The sequence below is a fragment of the Polaromonas sp. genome (assembly GCF_036676035.1).
Lineage (GTDB): Bacteria > Pseudomonadota > Gammaproteobacteria > Burkholderiales > Burkholderiaceae_C > Polaromonas.
The window spans coordinates 88654-107006 of sequence record NZ_JAKFDR010000113.1 but is presented as its reverse complement, the minus strand read 5'-3'; the positions used below and the strand labels follow the sequence as shown (position 1 = coordinate 107006).

Here is an 18353-nt window from a genome sequence, read left to right as displayed (position 1 = left end):
CATCAAGCGCTGCGCAGCACAATAGTCAACGCGTGATGTTACCCGAGCCGTCTCAGCGCGTGATGTTACCCAAGCCCCACAACCGTCTTCTTTTGTTAACAAGTGCATGACAGGCCGGTTCCGGGCGCATACTGGCCCTAAAACAGCGCCAGGAGACACCCCATGATCATTTGCCCTATCGCCATTGCAGTAGGCTGCAAAAAATGCCCGGCCTTCAAGGTTTGCCCGGTCAAAACCATACTGGGCGATCAGCCGAAGACCTCTGCCGCCCCCACGGTGCCCAAAGCCAAGAATAAAGAGTAAAAACCGGTATCAGCCCGCGTGTAATGTGCGCAATTAGCTATTATTTTTATAGCCAATCTCCAGCCCTGCAAGGACGGTCCGCCTGAAAACCGGCAACTAGGGCCTGTTAACGCTATTTTTACAAATGCGAACGGGGTGAAAACAGCGCCAATCAAGGCGCGCGACGACACCCAGACCGGGCGTCTGGGCTAGGAGTGCAACGCCGAGTGGCGCTGTTTTCACCCCGTTCCCTTCGGGTTGCGATCAAAAAGGCCATGCGCGGCGTTGCAAAGCCTTGTCGGGGGCCTACCCCGACAGCGTTTTGCGCCTTGCTCATGGCCTTTTTGGCTCGCAACGCATCTTGTAAAAATAGCGTTAACAGGCCCTAGGCATTCGCATCAGCGACTTGAAACCCAAGTGACGAGGCGCTGCCAGGTCAATCCTCGATAATGCGCAGATGAACCCATTGCTGACCCGCCTGCAGCCCTACCCCTTCGAGCGGCTGCGCCAACTTCACGCTGACGTCACCCCCAATCCTGCGTTTAGCCCCATCAGTCTGGGCATGGGCGAACCCCGGCACGCCACGCCGGCCCTGGTCAAAGACGCCTTGATCGCCAATTTGTCGGGCCTGGCCAGCTACCCGGGCACGGTGGGCGAGCCGCACTTGCGCAAAACCATGGCCAACTGGCTGCAGCGCCGCTACGGTTTGAGCCTGGACCCGGCAACGCAGATATTGCCCGTCAACGGCTCGCGCGAGGCGCTGTTTTCGCTGGCGCAAACCGTGATCGACCCGACCCGCCCCGGCGCTACCGTGATTTGCCCCAACCCTTTCTACCAAATCTATGAGGGCGCGGCGCTGCTGGCAGGTGCGCAAACCTGGTTTGTGCCCAGCGATCCGGCGCGCAATTTCGCGGCGGACTGGGCCGGCGTGCCCGAAGCCGTCTGGGCCAACACGCAGCTGCTGTTTGTCTGTTCGCCGGGCAACCCCACCGGCGCCGTGATGTCCCTGGCTGAATGGGAGCTGCTTTTCCGCTTGAGCGATCGATACGGCTTTGTGATCGCCTCCGACGAGTGCTACAGCGAGATTTACTTCCGCGATGAAGCGCCCCTGGGTGGCTTGCAAGCCGCCGCCCAGCTGGGCCGGCATGATTTCAAAAACCTGATCGCGCTGACCAGCCTGTCCAAGCGCAGCAACGTGCCCGGTTTGCGCAGCGGCTTTGTCGCCGGCGATGCGGCGCTGATCAAGCCCTTTTTGCTCTACCGCACCTACCACGGCAGCGCCATGAGCCCGGTGGTGCAGGCCGCCAGCATGGCCGCCTGGAACGACGAGCAGCATGTCATTGCCAACCGCGCCCTGTACCGCGAAAAATTTGCCAAAGTCACACCCCTGCTGGCTGCGGTGATGGACGTGGCCCTGCCGGATGCCGGCTTTTACCTGTGGGCAAAGATCCCGGCCGTGTTCAAGGGGTCAGACCCGGAGTTTTCACGCCAGCTGCTGGCTCAATACAATGTCGTGGTGTTGCCGGGCAGTTACCTGGCCCGCGAAGCCCAGGGCCACAATCCGGGCGCCGGTCGAATCCGCATGGCGCTGGTGGCGGAAACCGCCGAATGCGTCGAGGCCGCGGAGCGCATTGTTCAATTCATTCAATCCAAAGTTCACTGAAAAAACACTTCAAATGACTCAAGACAACCTGCAAAGCATCATCGACACTGCCTGGGAAGACCGCGCCAACCTGTCGCCCAACTCAGCGCCCCAAGAGGTTCTGGATGCGGTTGAGCACACCATTGCCCAGCTCAACAACGGCCACCTGCGCGTGGCCACCCGTCAAGGCGTGGGCCAGTGGACGACGCACCAGTGGATCAAAAAAGCCGTGCTGCTGAGTTTTCGCCTCAAAGACAATGAAATGATGCGCGCCGGCGAGCTGGGCTTTTTTGACAAGGTGCAAACCAAGTTTTCGCACCTGAGCGAAGACGAAATGCGCGCCACCGGCGTGCGCGTGGTGCCGCCCGCCGTGGCGCGCCGCGGCAGCTACATCGCCAAGGGTGCGATTTTGATGCCCAGCTACGTCAACATTGGCGCTTATGTGGACGAAGGCACGATGGTGGACACCTGGGCCGCCGTAGGCTCGTGCGCCCAGATCGGCAAGAACGTGCACCTGTCCGGCGGCGTGGGCATTGGTGGCGTGCTGGAGCCGATGCAGGCCAACCCCACCATCATTGAAGACAACTGCTTTATCGGCGCGCGCTCCGAAGTGGTTGAAGGCGTGATCGTCGAAGAAAACTCGGTCCTCTCCATGGGCGTGTACATCGGCCAAAGCACGCCGATTTACGACCGCGAGGCGGACACCGTGACGTACGGCCGCATTCCGGCCGGCTCCGTCGTGGTGTCAGGCAATTTGCCCAAGGCCGGCGGCAAGTACAGCCTGTACTGCGCGGTGATCGTCAAGCGGGTGGACGCCAAAACACGCGCCACCACCAGCCTGAACGACTTGCTGCGCGACTGATTGGTTAATTACCGACCATTCAAGACGACGAACGACGACTAGCCAAACTGACGGAGTACATTGATTTGACCGAGGCCAAACCTATGAGCACGATGGAACGAATCCTGCGTTTGATGGCTGATAAAAAAGCCTCTGACGTGTACCTGTCAGCCCACTCCCCGGCCCTGATCAAGATCAATGGCCAGGCGATCCCGATCAACAACCAGATACTGCCGCCCGACGCGCCGCGCAACCTGCTGGCCGAGGTGCTGCCGCCCGAGCGGATTGAAGAGCTCGAGGAAATGGGCGAGCTGAACATGGCCCTGCCGATTGCAGACCTGGGCAACTTTCGTATCAGCGGCTTCAGGCAGCGCAGCACCTACGCGGCGGTGATTCGCTACATCCCCAGCGAAATTCCGCCCCTGGACAGCCTGAACGTGCCCCCCATCCTGGCCGACCTGATCATGGAAAAGCGCGGCCTGCTGCTGATGGTGGGCGCCACCGGCGCCGGCAAGAGCACCACGCTGGCCGCCATGATGGACCACCGCAACGAAACCACGCTGGGCCATATCCTGACGATTGAAGACCCGGTCGAGTTTTTGTTCACCAACAAGAAGTCCGTGGTCAACCAGCGCGAGGTGGGCAGTGACACGCAATCACTGCAGGTGGCCCTGAAAAACGCATTGCGCCAGGCGCCCGACGTGATCCTGATTGGCGAGATCCGCGACCGCGAAACCATGTCGGCGGCCATTGCCTATGCCCAGTCCGGCCACCTGTGCCTGGCCACCATGCACGCCAACAACAGCTACCAGGCGCTCAACCGCATCCTGAGCTTTTACCCGGTGGAAGTGCGCCCGACCATGCTGGGCGACCTGGCGGCAGCCCTCAAGGCCATCGTGTCGCAGCGGCTGCTGCGCACGCAGGCGGGTTCCCGCACGCCGGCGGTCGAGGTCATGCTCAACACCAAGCTGGTGTCCGAGCTGATCGAAAAAGGCGACTTCTCGGGCGTGAAGGAGGCCATGGAAAAATCCATGGCCGAAGGCTCGCAGACCTTTGAGCAGGACATCGCCAAGCTGATTGTCGACGGCACCGTCACGCGCAAGGAAGGCATCTTGTATGCCGACTCGCCGACCAACCTGATGTGGCGCCTTGAGAACGACTTTTCCGCGGCCGCCAAGGCCAAGGAACCGCAGGAAGACCATGACGACGAGCCCTCGTTCACCGAAATCACGCTGGATGTGAAGCACTGAAAACATGACCCCCACGCTTGTCGCTTCGCGTACTTCGCTGGACGTGCCGCTGCGAGACGCAGCTGCTCTTCCGTCCGTCCAAGCCTGCGCAGGCAGGCTTGGAGCCGCGGACGTCAGCCCCTCAGGGGCTAATTTTCCTTGGGGCGGCCCGGCGGAAAATTGTCTGGCCTGAATAACTATGTCAAAAACACTGCACCTGACCGAGCAACTGATTTCGCGCCCTTCCGTCACGCCCGATGATGCGAACTGCCAGGCCATTTTGGCCGCCCGCCTCGCACCCCTGGGTTTCGAATGCGAAACCATCGTCAGCGGGCCTGAGCACTTTCGCGTCACCAACCTGTGGGCCAAGTTCAAAGGTTTTAGCCCTCAAGCCCATGAAATTATTGCGCCAGCAGCTATTAAATCAATAGCAGAAAATGCTTTGCCGGCAGCACCAGGCCCCAAGACTTTTGTGTTTGCCGGCCATACCGACGTGGTGCCCACCGGCCCGCTGGACCAATGGAGCAGCCCGCCGTTTACGCCTAGCCACCGCGACGGCATGCTCTACGGCCGCGGCGCGGCCGACATGAAAACCTCGATTGCCGCCATGGTGGTGGCTGTCGAAGAGTTTCTGGCGGCCCACCCCAAGCCGAACCTGTCCATTGCCTTTTTGATCACCAGCGACGAGGAAGGCCCGGCCACCGACGGCACCGTGGTCGTCTGCAACCAGTTGAAGGCGCGCGGCGAGGTGCTGGACTATTGCATCGTGGGTGAACCGACCTCGGTCAATCAGCTGGGCGACATGATCAAAAACGGACGCCGAGGCACCATGAGCGGCAAGCTCACCGTCAAAGGCATCCAGGGCCATATCGCCTACCCGCACCTGGCCAGAAACCCGATCCACCAGTTCGCCCCCGCGCTGGCGGAGCTGGTGGCCATGGAGTGGGACCAGGGCAACGAGTTTTTTCCGGCCACCAGCTGGCAAGTGTCCAATGTGCACGGCGGCACGGGCGCGTCCAACATCATTCCCGGCGACCTGGTGGTGGATTTCAACTTCCGGTTTTGCACCGAGTCCACCCCCGAAAGCCTGCAGCAGCGCCTGCAGGCGGTGCTCGACAAGCACCAGCTGGACTACGAGCTGAAGTGGACGCTGGGCGGCCTGCCCTTTCTGACCACCCCGGGCCAGCTGGTCGATGCGGTGCGCGGCGCCATTGCGGCCCAAACGGGTCTGCAAACCGAACTCTCGACCACGGGCGGCACCAGCGACGGACGCTTTATCGCCAAAGTCTGCCCGCAGGTGATTGAGTTCGGCCCCATCAATGCCTCGATCCACAAAATCAACGAGTGTGTCGCGGTGAGCTCGCTCGACCCCCTCAAAAACATCTACAAAGGCGTGCTGGAGCGCCTGGCAGGCGTTGAACCCATTGCGTCAACCCTGCGCCCGGCCCCATGACCGACGTGACCGTACTTGAGTTGATTGAGCAGATGGCCGCCCGGCTGGAAGCCGCCGGCCTCACCGCCGCGGACGGCTTTGGCCAGGGCACGCAAAATGCCTTTGACGAAGCGGCCTGGCTGGTGCTGTGGAAGCTGGGCTTGCCGCTGGACGACCTCGATTCAGTGGCAAACAGGCCTGTAGCCCCCGCCGATCAAGCGCAGGTAGCTATGCTTTTGGAAGCACGCATCAGCACCCGCAAGCCGGCCGCCTACCTGACGAACGAGGCCTGGCTGCAGGGCGTGCCGTTTTATGTGGACGAACGCGTGATCATTCCGCGCTCGCTCATTGCCGAGCTGCTGGTGCATCCGGAATTTGTGGGCAGCATAGACCACTGGCTGAGCGAAGACACCCACCGAGTGCTGGATTTGTGCACCGGCAACGGCAGCCTGGCGGTGCTGGCAGCCATGACCTACCCCGATGTCACGGTCGACGCGGCGGACATCAGCCCTGATGCGCTCGCGGTGGCCCGCATCAACGTGGACCGCCACCATCTGCAAGACCGCATCACCCTGATCGAGTCCGACGGCCTGGCCGCCTGCCCGGGCCCCTATGACCTGATTTTGTGCAACCCCCCCTATGTTAACGCCAGCAGCATGGCCGCCCTGCCCGCTGAATTTCGCGCAGAACCGGCCCTGGCGCTAGCCGGCGGCACGGACGGCATGGACTTCATAAGAAGCCTTTTTCTAAACATAGCCGCGCAAATGACCGAAAATGCTGTGTTGGTGCTGGAAATTGGTCACGAGCGCGCCCATTTCGAGCGCGCCTTTCCCCACCTGGAACCCCTCTGGCTGGAAACCAGCGCCGGCAACGAGCAGGTGCTGCTGCTCACGCGCGAACAACTGGCTTGAGACTTGCGTCTTGGGCGATGGGCGTGAATCCTGGCGTAACACGCCGCCCGAATAATTTTCTTGAGTCTGCCTGTTAAATGATTACCCTTAAAAACGTGGTGCTGCGTCGCGGTGCCAAAGTGATTCTCGACAGTGCGTCTGTCACCCTCAACCCGGGCGAAAAAATCGGCCTGGTGGGTCGCAATGGCGCAGGCAAGTCCTCGCTGTTTGCCATGCTCAACGGCTCGCTGCACGAAGATGGCGGCGAATACGCTATTCCCCAGCAGTGGCGCATGGCGCAGGTCGCCCAGGACATGCCGGAGACCGAGCAGAGCGCCACCAGCTACGTGATTGATGGCGATGTGGTGCTGCTGGCCGCGCAGGCTGAAGTCGAAGCAGCGGAGGCCAGCGGTGACGGCGACCGCATGGCCCACGCCTACATGGAGCTGTACGACTGTGGCGCACACGATGCGCAGGCGCGGGCGCAGGCTTTGATTCTGGGCCTGGGCTTCAAGGTCAACGAACTGGACAACCCCGTCAACAGTTTCTCCGGCGGCTGGCGCATGCGCCTGCAGCTGGCCCGCGCGCTGATGTGCCCGTCGGATTTGTTGCTGCTCGACGAACCGACCAATCACCTGGACCTGGACGCCCTGGTCTGGCTGGAAGCCTGGCTCAAGCGCTACCAGGGCACCATGCTGGTCATCAGCCATGACCGTGAGTTTCTCGATGCCGTGACCGACGTCACCGTGCACATCGAAAGCGCCAAGCTCACGCGCTACGGCGGCAACTACAGCAAGTTTGAAGACTTGCGATCCGAGCAGATGGCGCTGCAGCAAACGGCGTACGCCAAACAGCAGGACAAGATCGCCCACCTGCAGAAGTTCATTGCGCGCTTCAAGGCCAAGGCCAGCAAGGCCAAGCAGGCGCAAAGCCGCGTCAAGGCGCTGGACCGCATGGAAAAAATCGCGCCGCTGCTGGCCGAAGCCGACTTCACCTTCGAGTTCAAGGAGCCGGCCAACCTGCCCAACCCCATGCTGGCCATGCAGAACGCTTATTTCGGCTACCCGCCCCCTGAAGGCTCGCCGGCAGGCACGCCGCCCACCGTCATCGTGCAAAACGTCAGCAAATCGGTGCTGGCCGGCCAGCGCATCGGCATTCTGGGCGCCAACGGTCAAGGCAAGTCGACCCTGGTCAAAACCGTGGCGCGGGCTCTCGCCCCCATTAGCGGCGACATGACCGAAGGCAAAGGCCTGAACATCGGCTACTTCGCCCAGCAGGAGCTGGACGTGCTGCGCCCGGCCGACAACCCGCTGGAGCACATGATCCGCCTGGTGAAAGAAGTCACCGCCGCAGGCAAGATCAGCGGCCAAGCCACGCGCGAGCAGGACCTGCGCGCCTTCCTGGGCATGTTCAACTTTGGCGGCGACATGGTCAAGCAGGCCGTCGGCAGCATGAGTGGCGGCGAAAAAGCCCGGCTGGTGCTGTGCATGATCGTCTGGCAGCGCCCCAACCTGCTGCTGCTCGATGAGCCGACCAACCACCTGGACCTGGCCACGCGCGAAGCGCTGTCGATGGCGCTCAACGAGTTTGAAGGCACTGTCATGCTGGTCAGCCATGACCGCGCACTGCTGCGCGCCGTCTGCGACGAATTCTGGATGGTCTCGCAAGGCGGCGTTGCGCCGTTTGACGGCGATCTGGACGACTACCAGAAGTATTTGCTGGACCACGCCAAGCGCCAGCGCGAAGAAGCCAAAAAATCGGGCAGCAGCGCTGCCCCTGCGTTGGACGCTACCAAAACAATAGCTACTGACGCATGCTCTGCTGGGGCAACAGCCACTTTTGACTCAAAAAAACCAGCCAACAAAAAAGATGAAGCGCAGCGCCGCCAGCAGCAGTCCAACATGACCAAACCGCTGCGCAAGGAACTGGAAAAGATCGACCACCAGATGCAGGCCCTGAGCACCGAGAAGGGCAGCCTGCAAACCGGGCTGGCCAGCACCACCGCGCCGGCAGAAATAGCCCAGACCGGCAAGCGCCTCAAAGCTATTGACAACGAACTGGGCGCGCTGGAAGAGCGCTGGCTGGAGCTGACCGAACAACTTGACACGGCTACGGTATAAAGGAAAGCATCAGGGCCGGCCCCCGGCTCCCAAACCTCTCTCATCATGCCTACAGCGCTGCAAATGGCCTCCGACGATGCGGCACTGGTCGCCGCAGTCAAGCGCAGCCGCAAACTGCTCAACCGGCGTGCCATGGTCGCCGCGGTAGCCAGTGCAGTTCCCGTGCCCGGACTCGACTGGGCGGTAGATGCCGCCCTGCTTTCACGCCTGATCCCCGAGATCAACGCGGAGTTTGGCTTGACGCCCGAACAGCTCGACCGGCTGACCCCCAATAAGCGCGAGCAAATCCAGAAAGCGGTTGCCATGGTGGGCTCGGTGCTGATCGGAAAATTCATCAGCCGCGACCTGGTGATCAAGGCCGCGAGCACTATAGGTGTGCGACTGACGAGCAAACAGGCCGCCAAGTTCGTGCCCCTGGCGGGCCAGGCCATCTCAGCGGCCGTGGGCTATGCAGCCATCCGCTATTTTGGCGAGGAGCATATCCGCGACTGCGTGCGGGTAGCCCAGACCGCCGGACTGTTGCCGCCACCGCACCCGCCCGACACAGCGCGCGAGCGCAGGGCTCGGGTTCAGGCGTAACTCTGGATGACCCGGTAGTCCCCCGAGGCCGTGCGCATCGACTCGACCAGGGCATAGCCCCTGACATGCCAGGCTATGGCCGGCATCGACGCTGGAGGCACCGTCCCGGCGGCACGACGCGCGAACGTCACGTGAGGACGAAACGCCCGCTTCTCCGCCTCAACACCCCATTGCGCAAGCGCCTGGCCCAGCGCCTCGTGCAAGGCGAGCAGGCCGGCGGGCGTTGCATGGGGCCGCAGCACCGCGAGGCCACGGGGCCACAGCTCAGGGTCATCCAGGCTTAGGTCAAACGGCACGAAAGGCACGGCCAACCCTGCCCGCAGCTGCGGCAAGTGATCCCGGGGGACCGCGCCGATGAACTGGACCGTGAGATGAAGCGCGTCCGGCCGCACCAATGCCGCGCCCCGGCTCCAAGCCCATGCGTCGCGGTAGTGGACCAGGGCGCCGCGAACGCGCTGGTCCGGCCACAGGGCCAGGAACAGGCGTCCCGTGTCGGAAGTATCTGTTGCCGATGGCGTGTTCATCTCGGAGTGGCTGCTGCGCACAATGCAGGCCCAAGGATACGCTTTGGCTGAGCGTTACCAGATTGCACCGAATTTTGTCGTCTTCATCGTCCATTACGCGTCGTTTCAATCGTGTAAACCCCATCAGCATTCACCTTGAAGATGATGTCACCATCCGTCCGGGTTGTTAGGACCTGTCGCCTGCTGGTTTGGTTCAGCACGGCAATCCCGCCGCCTTGGGTAACCGAGCGATAGTCAGGCACCATCTCCTGAGTTGCGTGAATGATCGGCTTGTCAGAAATGACGACGCACTGTGGTGCAAAGTAATCAAACACCTCGGATGCAAACCCATTCAATCGGCCATGGTGTGAGGCAACAAGGACTGTGGTTCCGGCAAGCTCCTGAACGAAGCTTGGGACGTTTAGCAGCCTACGCCATCCGGCCGCTTCAAGGTCGCCAGGAAACAATATCTTGAAAGGACCGTACTTGATGAAAACGGCCATGCTCAGGTTATTTGTCTCTTTGAAATCGGGATAGGAGTTGTGGAATGTGGAGCATGTGACCCCGCCCATTGCACTGTTAAATGGCAGATCTGGCGGCACATTGAAGCTCTTGTGTATCGCCAAGAATCGTTCAATGTCGTTGGTCAAACCACCCTGCTGGACCTTGATTTTTCTCAATATTTCTGGCGATGGGCCAGGGTTCCGGATGAGTACCCCTAGCTCTACTCCTGCGTCCCATAGACCATCAAGATCGCTGAGATGATCTTGATCCGCATTGGTAACGAATAAGAAATCAAGGAGTTTCCGCCCTAGCGTATTTTGAATATAAGTGCTGGGACGCCAGCCGGTACTACTGTTGTGGCCGGAATCTACCATCGCGATGCGTTCTCCCGTCGGGGCAGCCATGATGGCACAAGCGCCGTGCTCGACGTCAAACAAGCGCAATACCAGTTGAGTCACTTGCCCCTCACGTTCTTTTCGCCCGCCGCATTCAGCTTGATGTTGCAGTTACGGCCGTTTGCGCGTTATAACTACAATTTTATGCAGCCGCAAGCCACTGCCGTCGGCAGTAGACAATTTACCGTGCGAATCAAAATTTACGTCCCATTGCGCCTATAGGTTATCAATCGCTTTGACGGCGGGCTTGAAACCCTGTTTAACATCCCAAATTGCTGGCAATTCCAACCAACCGATAACAAAGTGATCCAGCCACAGCCTCAAAAGGCGTTGAAAGCGCAAAACCACCACGTCCTATGGGGTGTGGTGGCCGTTGACGCGGTCGTATTGCTGGCAGTTACTTTGTGGCCACTGGTGACAACGCCGGCAAACATGACTGGCCTGCTAGCGATGCGTGCCCTCGTCATGGTGTGCGCGCCCGTGGTGGTCCTGTTACTCAACCCGCTCCTGCCCTCGTCTTTCAAGGCGGTGCTGATCTTCTGGAGGCTGCACGATGTGCTGCCTGGGCATCGTGCGTTTAGCAAATATGCACTGGTGGATTCTCGCATCGACTTGGCAAAGCTCAAGAAGAACGTGGGCGCCTTCCCTACCGACCCGAAGGAACAAAATTCGAAGTGGTACGGCTTATTCAAGAAGGTTGAAAGCGACCCGTCAATTCAACAGGTCCACCGCCAGTTCCTATTACTTCGCGATTTGGCAGCACTGTCACTGCTTCTGCTGGCCGCTATCGGACTAGCATTTGCTGTCGGAGCGATCGACAGCACCCATGCCAGTAGTGCTGCCCTGTTGTTTCTCGTGCAATACCTTCTGTCCGCCATTGGCGCACGCCTCCAAGGGGTCGGTTTTGTCACCTCTGTTCTCGCTCTTCATTCGGTGAGGCGCCATGTCTAGCACGCTCAAGGCCGTTCAGACCCGATTTAGAGCCTACCAATTGGGCCAGGCGGGTTCATCGTTTTCCTACTTGGCCGGCAATCATTTCACGTTGATCGAAGCTGTTATCACCGATGTGAATCAGCCGCGCTTACTCGAGGAACTGGCGGCTTGTAGCAAGGAAAAAATCGACGTCTTGCACATCACCAGTTGGGACCAAGACCATTGCAGCGAGTCCGGGCTGGAGTGGATCCTCAAGAACCTCGCGCCGTTAAAAATCGAGCATCCTGGCTACGTACCGCACACTACCTCTGCCGAGAACTGCATGAGGGCCATCACGCAGTACCGCCAGAAGTGGGCTGCCAAGCAAATTGCCGTCAATGTTCAGGCAATCGACCCGCCGTATATCAGGTCTCTGGAGCCCACAGCGGGACCTGGCTACCGCGACATTTTCTACCATCCTCGAGAACTGAGGGACAACTCGAACGACAATTCGACCATCAAGTTTTTCCGAGGCGGGTCGTTCAATGTACTTAGCCTTGGAGACGTGGAAGATAGGAACATTGCCGCGATGCTTCGGCGATGCAAAACGCTGTGCCGTGAAGTCGATGTCATGATCTTGGCCCATCATGGAGCGGACAACGGATTCACGAGCAAGAAGTTGCTTGAGGAATTAAAGCCTCAAATTGCTGTTTGTAGCAGCAATTACGACAATCACTTCGATCATCCGCGGCCGGAGATAAGAGCTCTCTTGCATGACCAGGAGATCAAGATCTTTACCACCAAGACGGGCGATGTAATGGTTCGCTCAATCGGAGGACACACGCGTGATTTCAGGGTGACGAACTATTGCAGTGACACTACAAAGGTATCCTCCCAGCACGATTACAAGGCGAGAAAGTACCGTTGGCTTTCGATGAACGCGGATAGCCTGCGCAACCTCCTGCATCCCGGTTTTAAGGGCCTGAAATAATCAGCGGCGGGCTCGTTTTATTTCTCGTTGTTCGCCGGGGGGAGCTGCGCATTGTAGAAAACTAGGTGGGCTGAGATATCGGTGGCGAGGGCGATCTGCGTGCGCCAGCAGTCGCCTCGTTTCGAAATACTTGCCATTCGTTTGCGCCTAAACGGATGGTCTGAACTTTGTCAGTGCACCACTTTTTGCACCAAAGTCCGATTTTTAAGTCCGAGGAAAGAAAAAGGCCCGAGCGCTATGCGCCAAGGCCCTGATTTTCCAAAGAAAAAGGACCTAGTCTTGCGACCAGGTCCTTCGAATGAGTGGTAGGACGTGCGTGGCTCGAACACGCGACCAACGGATTAAAAGTCCGCTGCTCTACCAACTGAGCTAACGTCCCACTGTTTTAATTATTTGCTGTTTGGTGTGCAGCGAAGCCTCAAATTATAGCGTCATTTTTTGGGTCTTGGCAAAGTCACTTCGCAAATTTATTCAACACCCAACCAGCAGCGCACAAACCAAAGGTTGAAGTCACGCTCACGACCGAACCATAGCCGTGGCAGTTCAGCGTATTGTCGCTTTGCGCCACCGCATCTTCCCCGATTGCACAGGATGCATCCGGCGGCATCACGGGCTCGCGGCTGAACACGCAGGCCACACCGATTTTTCCCTGGCGGGCCGCCCCCTGCTCTTTGCGCAGGCGGTAGCGCAGCTGGGCCAGCAAGGGGTCGTGGGTGGTCATGGCCAGGTCTTCAATTTCAACCTGATGGGCGTGGCGCTTGCCGCCTGCCGCGCCTACGCTGACAAATTTGACCTTGTGCTTGATGGCCCACGCGGCCATGGCTGTTTTGGCCCTGACCTGGTCACAGGCGTCAATCACCGCCAGCTGGCTCATGTCAGCGGCCGGATCGAGCCCGAGAAGGCCCGGCCAATTGGAAGCATCAACAAACTCTTCTACACAGTGCACCTGGCAATCGGGATGAATCTGCGCAATGCGCTCGCGCATGGCCTGCACTTTGGCCTGCCCCAGGGTCGCATCGAGCGCATGCACCTGGCGGTTGATGTTGGATTCCGCGACATGGTCAAGATCGACCAGCGTCAGCTGCGCCACGCCGCTGCGCGCCAGGGCTTCTGCTGCCCATGAGCCAACGCCGCCTATGCCCACCACCACCACATGGGCGGCCCGGATCCGCTGTGCACCCGGCACACCATAAAGGCGCGCAAGCCCGCCAAACCGGCGATCAAGGTCGGCTGCTGCGGTGTCCGCCACGAACGACGGCAAGACGGGTGATGAAGCTTGCACTAGAGACTGCGCTCCAGTCGCCACAACTGGTACTTCAGGCCTGCGACAGCGCCTGCCAAAATGGACATGAGCGCCACAATGCTGGTGGCACTCAGGGTAGAGATGCCGGACAGGCCTTGCCCTATCGTGCAGCCCATGGCGCAGACACCGCCCACGCCCATCAGCATGGCCCCGGCCAGATGGTTGGCCGTGTCTTCTGCATCCCGAAAACCTTCCCAGCGGAAGCTGCGCGACAGCAGGGAATACACCGCCGAGCCGGCAACCACCCCGAACACCGACACGATGCCCACGGTAAGCGCCTTGCTCTTGTCGCTGAAAAACATGAGCCAGTCCAGGGTGTAGGCGACCGGGGAGACAAAACTCATGGCCTCGGACCTGCCCGAGTTGGTGGCCAGAAAAGCTTCCTGCAAAGTTTCCGGGTGCTCGGGCACATAGCCCAGTTTTGCGCTCACCCACCACATGGCCGCGATGACAGCCCCAATACCCAGGCCGGCCAGCAAATTGTCAAAGCGGCGAAAATCCGGGCCACTCAAAGCCCAGACGATCAGACCCAGGCCAATCAGCAGCGACAGGGCCAGCCCGGCCATCGCAGGCTGCAGGCCTGACATGCCGGCAAGCCAGTTAGGCAAGGCAGCTGGCCCGGAAAAATCAACGCCAACCCGATCCACCGTGGCCACACGCAGCACGGCGGTGATGCCCTTGAGGGTCGCAAAGGCGGCAACGCCCATCACGACAAACACCACCAGGGATTTCAGGTTGCCGCCGCCAATGCGCACCAGCGTTTTGCTGCCGCAGCCTGAGGACAGCACCATGCCAAAGCCGAATAAAACGCCTCCCACGAGCGCCGACAGCCAGATGAAACGATTGGAGGCATACAGCGTTTTGGCCGGATCAATCAACCCGGCTGCAGCCATGCCAAAAAACCCAAGCATAGCCACGCCAATGGCCATGCCCCACATGCGCATGCGGGTCCAGTCGCCCATGGTGACAATGTCGCTCACGGCGCCCATGGTGCAGAAATGCGTACGCTGCGCGATAGCGCCAAACAGCATAGAAAGAATGAAGGCAGCCCACAGAACCTGGGTGGTGAGCGCGTTGAGAGCGGGGGTTTCCATCCCCCAATTTTAGTGGGGAATGAAAAACTGCAGAGAGGCCCTACTTGAGCTTGGCCAGGCGCTCTTTGCCGACTGAAGCGGCTTCAGACTGGGGGTAGGTTTTCACCAGATCTTCCAGGGTTTTGCGCGCGGATTTGGCATCTTTGAGCTCGAGCTGGCAATTGGCGATGGACAGCATGGCCTCGGGCGCGCGCAGGTGATCGGGTGCCAGAACGATCAAGGCCCGAAAATTAAGCATGGCCTCCTTGTAGCTGCGCAAGGCGTACTGGGCGTTGCCCAGCCAAAACAGGGAAGCCGGCTTGTAGCCACTGTCCGGAAAACGTTTGATAAAGCCGGTAAAAGCGCCCTGCGCTGCCGCAAACTCGCCCTTGCGCAGAGTAGCCAGGGCGGCCTCAAAATCACGCTTCTCCTCGGGGCTGGCTACAAATTCCTTGCCGTCCAGGGAGACTTTCTCAGGCTCGAACTTTCGCAGCCTGTCATCCAGGCCCTGGCTCAGGTCTTTCTGTCGCCGCTGCACATCCGCCACATCGCGGGCCAGTTGCTCTTCCTGGCCACGCATTTTTGCCAGTTCAGCGCGCAATACTTCAATCTGGTTCGACAGGTCCAGCAGGCTGCGGCGTAGTTGCGCATTTTCATCGGTAACTTTTTTCAGCTCCTGCTGGGAAGCGTCGACTTTTTGCCGCAAATCGAGGATGGCTCTTCGGGCTTCGTCATCCCCAAACAAGGCCGCGTTGGCGTTCAGGGCGAACAGGCAAGTCAGGGCGACCAGTCCGGTGCGAAAGATTCTCACGGTCAGAGCTCCAGCTTAACGGTAGTTGATTTCAGCACGACGATTCTTGGCCATTGCCTCTTCGTCAGAGCCGAGGGCAGCCGGCTTTTCCTCGCCAAAGCTGACTGCTTCGACCTGGCCATCGGCGACCCCCAGCAGGCCGAGTGAGCGGCGCACAGCTTCGGACCGTTTTTGCCCCAGCGCCAGGTTGTATTCACGGCCACCACGCTCATCGGCATGGCCTTCAATGGCTATCTTGCGGCCCTTGTTGACCGTCAGGTACTTGGCATGCGCTTCGATGGCGCCCTGGAATTCCGGCTTGATGGTGAAGCTGTCGAAATCAAAGTAAATGACTTTCGCCGCTCCGCTGGGCCCGGCCGCTGCGCTATCGGTCGCGCCAGCCTGGACGGGCGTAACGCCGCGCCCTGTGGCGCCATCCTTCTGGGCGGAAGTGCTGGTCGCAGTCCGGTCCTCAACGGGAACATCATCCAGCTTGACGCTGGAGCCGCAAGCTACCAGTGCAGCAGACAGGGTGATGGTGGACACGAGTGAAAAAAGGACACGCTTCATGGTTACCTCTACTAAGCTAAAAAAACAAAAAAAGATTGCAGCCAAGGAAACATCGGCTAGCGCTGGAAAGGCCTCCAATCAGGCTCCCGGATATCCCCGCTGGCGCCCGACAGGCGGGTCTTGATCTTGCCGTCCAGCGTTGTGGTCATGAGCGATTCCTTGCCCTGCTGCTGGGTGGCGTAAACGATAAGACGGCTGTTGGGCGCAAAGCTGGGGCTTTCATCGGCACTGGTTTCCGTGATGGGAGTCGCCGTCCCGCTGGCAAGTTCCATCACATGCAGCTTGAAGGCGCCCCCAACCCTTGAAACATAAGCCAGCCAGCGGCCATCCGGGCTGATGGCCGGTGATATGTTGTAACTGCCCGTAAAGGTCACTCTGGCCGGATTTCCGCCCGTGGGGCTCATGCGGTAGATCTGGGGCGAGCCGCCCCGGTCACTGACAAAGTAGATGCTTTTCCCGTCCGGAGAGAAGACGGGCTCGGTATCGATGCTGCTTGACTGCGTCAGCCTGCGGGGCTCGCCGCCGCCCGCATCGATGGCGTAAATTTGGGAACCGCCATCACGGCTGAGGGTGGCAACCACTTGCTTGCCGTCCGGCGACCACGCCGGTGCACTGTTGGAGCCACGAAAGTTCGCCAGCAGGCGTCTTTTTCCGCTGGCCACATCGTGCGCATAAATGACCGGCTTGCGCGACTCAAAGGACACATAAGCCAGTTGCGCTCCATTGGGCGACCATGACGGTGAAATGATGGGCTCCGGGCTGCTCAAAGCCGATTGCGCATTCTCGCCGTCGGAATCCGCCACCCAGAGGTTGTAGCGCTGGCCAGCCTTGGTGACATAGGCAAGGTGTGTTGCAAAGACCCCCTTCTCACCGGTCAGTTTTTCATACACAAAGTCGGCGATCCGGTGCGCCGCCTGCCGCAAATCGGCCGAACTCACCTGGTAACTCCGGCCACCCAGGCCTTGCCCGCGCACGACGTCCCACAAGCCGCAACGGACGTCGTAGCGGCCATCGGCAAGCCGCGTGACGCTGCCGGTGACCAGCGAGTCCGCGGCACGCTGACGCCACAAGGACAGATCAGGGCTGGAGGTTTCATCAAGGCTGCTGCCGCTGGCATCAACACTGCGGAATTGGCCGCTGCGTTCCAGATCGGCACGCACGATGGCCGCAATTTTTTGGGGTGCTTGCTCATCGCCCCTGAAAGTTGCAATCGCAATGGGGACCTGCGTCAGGCCAACCCCCGAGACCTCCACACGAAACTGCGCCAGCGCCGAAGGCATGTGCATGCCCGCAACGGCTGCCGAAGCACCGGCCATGAATGCGCGCCGGCTGGGAAGCCCGGAAACCGGGCGCTGCAAAACTGAGTCAGGATTGTTTGGATGCATCTTGCTGGTGTAAACAGTACAAAGTGAAATGTTTGCCAAAAGCGGCTTGCGCCTGCATGGCGCAAACCGCAAACCCCATGCTGCCATCAAGGATTCCGAGGCGAAAGAAATAGCTTCGGACAAAGGCCACAAAACCGGATGTTACCGCCCTTGGCATGGAGCTTCGCTGGCCCCGCGCATAGGATTGCTCGGCCCAGGCCACGCTGTACTGCTCGAGCTTGCGCCAGTAATGCGCAGGCGTTGGGTAGCTGTAATGCAAAAGAGGCGCGCTCAGGCGCGAGACGGCGCCCGCCTTCAGCACAACCCGCTCATGCACCAGATCGTCGCTGAAGGCCGCTTGCCCCCGCCTGAAAAGACGCAAGACATGGTCAGGCGTCCATCCGCAATGATGAATCCAGCGGCCGCAAAACTGGGTTAACCGGGGCAATTCAAACGCGACGCTGCCTGGATTTTTCAAAGCTGCAGCGATCTGCGCTGCGAGTTCAGGCGTTACCCGCTCATCGGCATCCAGCGACAGCACCCAGTCACCAGAAGCCTGCACTAGCGCGAGGTTTTTCTGTGGCCCAAACCCGGGCCATGTCGGCGTTGTCGTCACCTTGGCGCCGAATGCACGGGCTATCTGCACGGTGTCATCGCTGCTGCCGCTGTCCAGCACGATCCATTCGTCGGCAAAGCTGACGGACTCCAGGCATGCTTTTATGTTTGAGGCTTCGTTTTTTGTGATGATGACGACGGATAAGCTCATGTATTGAATTTTTGGCTGATTTTCTTGAGGCCGCTTACCAACAATTTAGTCCATTGTCACCGCTTGCCTTGATTCTCCACACAATAGCAGCCACAAGCCCCGAAAAATAGTCACCAGTTGTTCTACGATAATGCAGGGCTAACAACTCGAAGACGTCCCCTCTTCCT

General features: G+C 59.8%; 18 protein-coding genes and 1 tRNA gene. 10 read left to right on the top strand and 9 right to left on the bottom strand.

The genetic code is table 11. From position 1 onward, the window contains the following. Positions 1-162 precede the first annotated feature (162 nt). From V6M61_RS17175 to V6M61_RS17140, 8 genes are all read left to right on the top strand, one after another. On the top strand, positions 163-303 hold the full coding sequence (locus V6M61_RS17175) for a hypothetical protein (protein WP_332777803.1): 141 nt from the start codon (positions 163-165) through the stop codon (positions 301-303). A 436-nt stretch (positions 304-739) separates the two neighbouring features. Next, entirely contained in the window at positions 740-1945 is a 1206-nt protein-coding gene (gene dapC, locus V6M61_RS17170) for a succinyldiaminopimelate transaminase (protein WP_332777802.1), read from the top strand. 13 nt (positions 1946-1958) lie between these two features. Further along, on the top strand, positions 1959-2786 hold the full coding sequence (gene dapD, locus V6M61_RS17165; protein WP_332777801.1) for a 2,3,4,5-tetrahydropyridine-2,6-dicarboxylate N-succinyltransferase: 828 nt from the start codon (positions 1959-1961) through the stop codon (positions 2784-2786). A gap of 83 nt (positions 2787-2869) precedes the next feature. After that, complete coding sequence (locus V6M61_RS17160) at positions 2870-4015, top strand: PilT/PilU family type 4a pilus ATPase (protein ID WP_332777799.1); 1146 nt, start codon at positions 2870-2872, stop codon at positions 4013-4015. 178 nt (positions 4016-4193) lie between these two features. After that, entirely contained in the window at positions 4194-5447 is a 1254-nt protein-coding gene (gene dapE, locus V6M61_RS17155; protein ID WP_332777798.1) for a succinyl-diaminopimelate desuccinylase, read from the top strand. Continuing rightward, positions 5444-6337 (top strand): 50S ribosomal protein L3 N(5)-glutamine methyltransferase, encoded by an 894-nt coding sequence (gene prmB / locus V6M61_RS17150; protein WP_332777797.1) that lies wholly within the window; start codon positions 5444-5446, stop codon positions 6335-6337. Before dapE ends, prmB begins: the two co-directional genes overlap by 4 nt. Before the next feature lie 77 nt (positions 6338-6414). Beyond that, positions 6415-8436, top strand: coding sequence for an ABC-F family ATP-binding cassette domain-containing protein (locus V6M61_RS17145; protein ID WP_332777796.1), 2022 nt, complete (start codon positions 6415-6417; stop codon positions 8434-8436). Positions 8437-8481: 45 nt separating this feature from the next. Continuing rightward, positions 8482-9015, top strand: coding sequence for a hypothetical protein (locus V6M61_RS17140; protein WP_332777795.1), 534 nt, complete (start codon positions 8482-8484; stop codon positions 9013-9015). On the opposite strand, the gene thpR is transcribed toward V6M61_RS17140, so the two are convergent. Then, complete coding sequence (gene thpR, locus V6M61_RS17135) at positions 9006-9539, bottom strand: RNA 2',3'-cyclic phosphodiesterase (protein WP_332777794.1); 534 nt, start codon at positions 9537-9539, stop codon at positions 9006-9008. The two genes, V6M61_RS17140 and thpR, sit on opposite strands and share 10 nt — an antisense overlap. An 83-nt stretch (positions 9540-9622) precedes the next feature. Beyond that, positions 9623-10480 carry a ComEC/Rec2 family competence protein gene (locus V6M61_RS17130; protein WP_332777793.1) on the bottom strand — a complete coding sequence of 286 codons (858 nt, stop codon included), beginning with the start codon at positions 10478-10480 and terminating at the stop codon, positions 9623-9625. Positions 10481-10720: 240 nt separating this feature from the next. Between V6M61_RS17130 and V6M61_RS17125 the strand changes: the two genes are divergently transcribed. Beyond that, positions 10721-11368 (top strand): hypothetical protein, encoded by a 648-nt coding sequence (locus V6M61_RS17125; protein ID WP_332777792.1) that lies wholly within the window; start codon positions 10721-10723, stop codon positions 11366-11368. After that, on the top strand, positions 11361-12320 hold the full coding sequence (locus V6M61_RS17120) for a ComEC/Rec2 family competence protein (protein ID WP_332777791.1): 960 nt from the start codon (positions 11361-11363) through the stop codon (positions 12318-12320). Before V6M61_RS17125 ends, V6M61_RS17120 begins: the two co-directional genes overlap by 8 nt. Before the next feature lie 303 nt (positions 12321-12623). Here V6M61_RS17120 and V6M61_RS17115 read toward each other — a convergent pair. The 7 genes from V6M61_RS17115 to V6M61_RS17085 form a co-directional block, all read right to left on the bottom strand. Continuing rightward, positions 12624-12699, bottom strand: a tRNA-Lys gene (locus tag V6M61_RS17115). A 75-nt stretch (positions 12700-12774) separates the two neighbouring features. After that, complete coding sequence (locus tag V6M61_RS17110; RefSeq protein WP_332777790.1) at positions 12775-13602, bottom strand: tRNA threonylcarbamoyladenosine dehydratase; 828 nt, start codon at positions 13600-13602, stop codon at positions 12775-12777. Further along, positions 13602-14717: a YeeE/YedE family protein gene (locus tag V6M61_RS17105; RefSeq protein WP_332777789.1), complete on the bottom strand. Its 1116-nt coding sequence runs from the start codon at positions 14715-14717 to the stop codon at positions 13602-13604. The genes V6M61_RS17110 and V6M61_RS17105 overlap by 1 nt, the downstream gene beginning before the upstream one ends. A 40-nt stretch (positions 14718-14757) precedes the next feature. Further along, a complete protein-coding gene (ybgF, locus tag V6M61_RS17100) occupies positions 14758-15507 on the bottom strand; it encodes a tol-pal system protein YbgF (RefSeq protein ID WP_332777788.1) in 750 nt (249 codons plus the stop codon). A 15-nt stretch (positions 15508-15522) separates the two neighbouring features. After that, positions 15523-16056 (bottom strand): peptidoglycan-associated lipoprotein Pal, encoded by a 534-nt coding sequence (gene pal, locus V6M61_RS17095; protein WP_332777786.1) that lies wholly within the window; start codon positions 16054-16056, stop codon positions 15523-15525. Positions 16057-16112: 56 nt separating this feature from the next. Continuing rightward, positions 16113-17372 carry a Tol-Pal system beta propeller repeat protein TolB gene (gene tolB / locus V6M61_RS17090; RefSeq protein ID WP_332777785.1) on the bottom strand — a complete coding sequence of 420 codons (1260 nt, stop codon included), beginning with the start codon at positions 17370-17372 and terminating at the stop codon, positions 16113-16115. A 49-nt stretch (positions 17373-17421) separates the two neighbouring features. Further along, the gene (locus V6M61_RS17085; protein WP_332777784.1) at positions 17422-18186 is read right to left on the bottom strand and encodes a glycosyltransferase family 2 protein; all 765 of its coding nucleotides are present in this window, start codon (positions 18184-18186) and stop codon (positions 17422-17424) included. Positions 18187-18353 lie beyond the last annotated feature (167 nt).

Coding starts and splice junctions, on each gene's coding strand:
- thpR (WP_332777794.1), bottom strand. CDS start 9,539: ATGAACACGCCATCGGCAACAGATACTTCCGACACGGGACGCCTGTTC.
- dapC (WP_332777802.1), top strand. CDS start 740: ATGAACCCATTGCTGACCCGCCTGCAGCCCTACCCCTTCGAGCGGCTG.
- V6M61_RS17175 (WP_332777803.1), top strand. CDS start 163: ATGATCATTTGCCCTATCGCCATTGCAGTAGGCTGCAAAAAATGCCCG.
- V6M61_RS17085 (WP_332777784.1), bottom strand. CDS start 18,186: ATGAGCTTATCCGTCGTCATCATCACAAAAAACGAAGCCTCAAACATA.
- V6M61_RS17140 (WP_332777795.1), top strand. CDS start 8,482: ATGCCTACAGCGCTGCAAATGGCCTCCGACGATGCGGCACTGGTCGCC.
- prmB (WP_332777797.1), top strand. CDS start 5,444: ATGACCGACGTGACCGTACTTGAGTTGATTGAGCAGATGGCCGCCCGG.
- V6M61_RS17145 (WP_332777796.1), top strand. CDS start 6,415: ATGATTACCCTTAAAAACGTGGTGCTGCGTCGCGGTGCCAAAGTGATT.
- V6M61_RS17120 (WP_332777791.1), top strand. CDS start 11,361: ATGTCTAGCACGCTCAAGGCCGTTCAGACCCGATTTAGAGCCTACCAA.
- tolB (WP_332777785.1), bottom strand. CDS start 17,372: ATGGCCGGTGCTTCGGCAGCCGTTGCGGGCATGCACATGCCTTCGGCG.
- dapE (WP_332777798.1), top strand. CDS start 4,194: ATGTCAAAAACACTGCACCTGACCGAGCAACTGATTTCGCGCCCTTCC.
- pal (WP_332777786.1), bottom strand. CDS start 16,056: ATGAAGCGTGTCCTTTTTTCACTCGTGTCCACCATCACCCTGTCTGCT.
- V6M61_RS17105 (WP_332777789.1), bottom strand. CDS start 14,717: ATGGAAACCCCCGCTCTCAACGCGCTCACCACCCAGGTTCTGTGGGCT.
- dapD (WP_332777801.1), top strand. CDS start 1,959: ATGACTCAAGACAACCTGCAAAGCATCATCGACACTGCCTGGGAAGAC.
- V6M61_RS17160 (WP_332777799.1), top strand. CDS start 2,870: ATGAGCACGATGGAACGAATCCTGCGTTTGATGGCTGATAAAAAAGCC.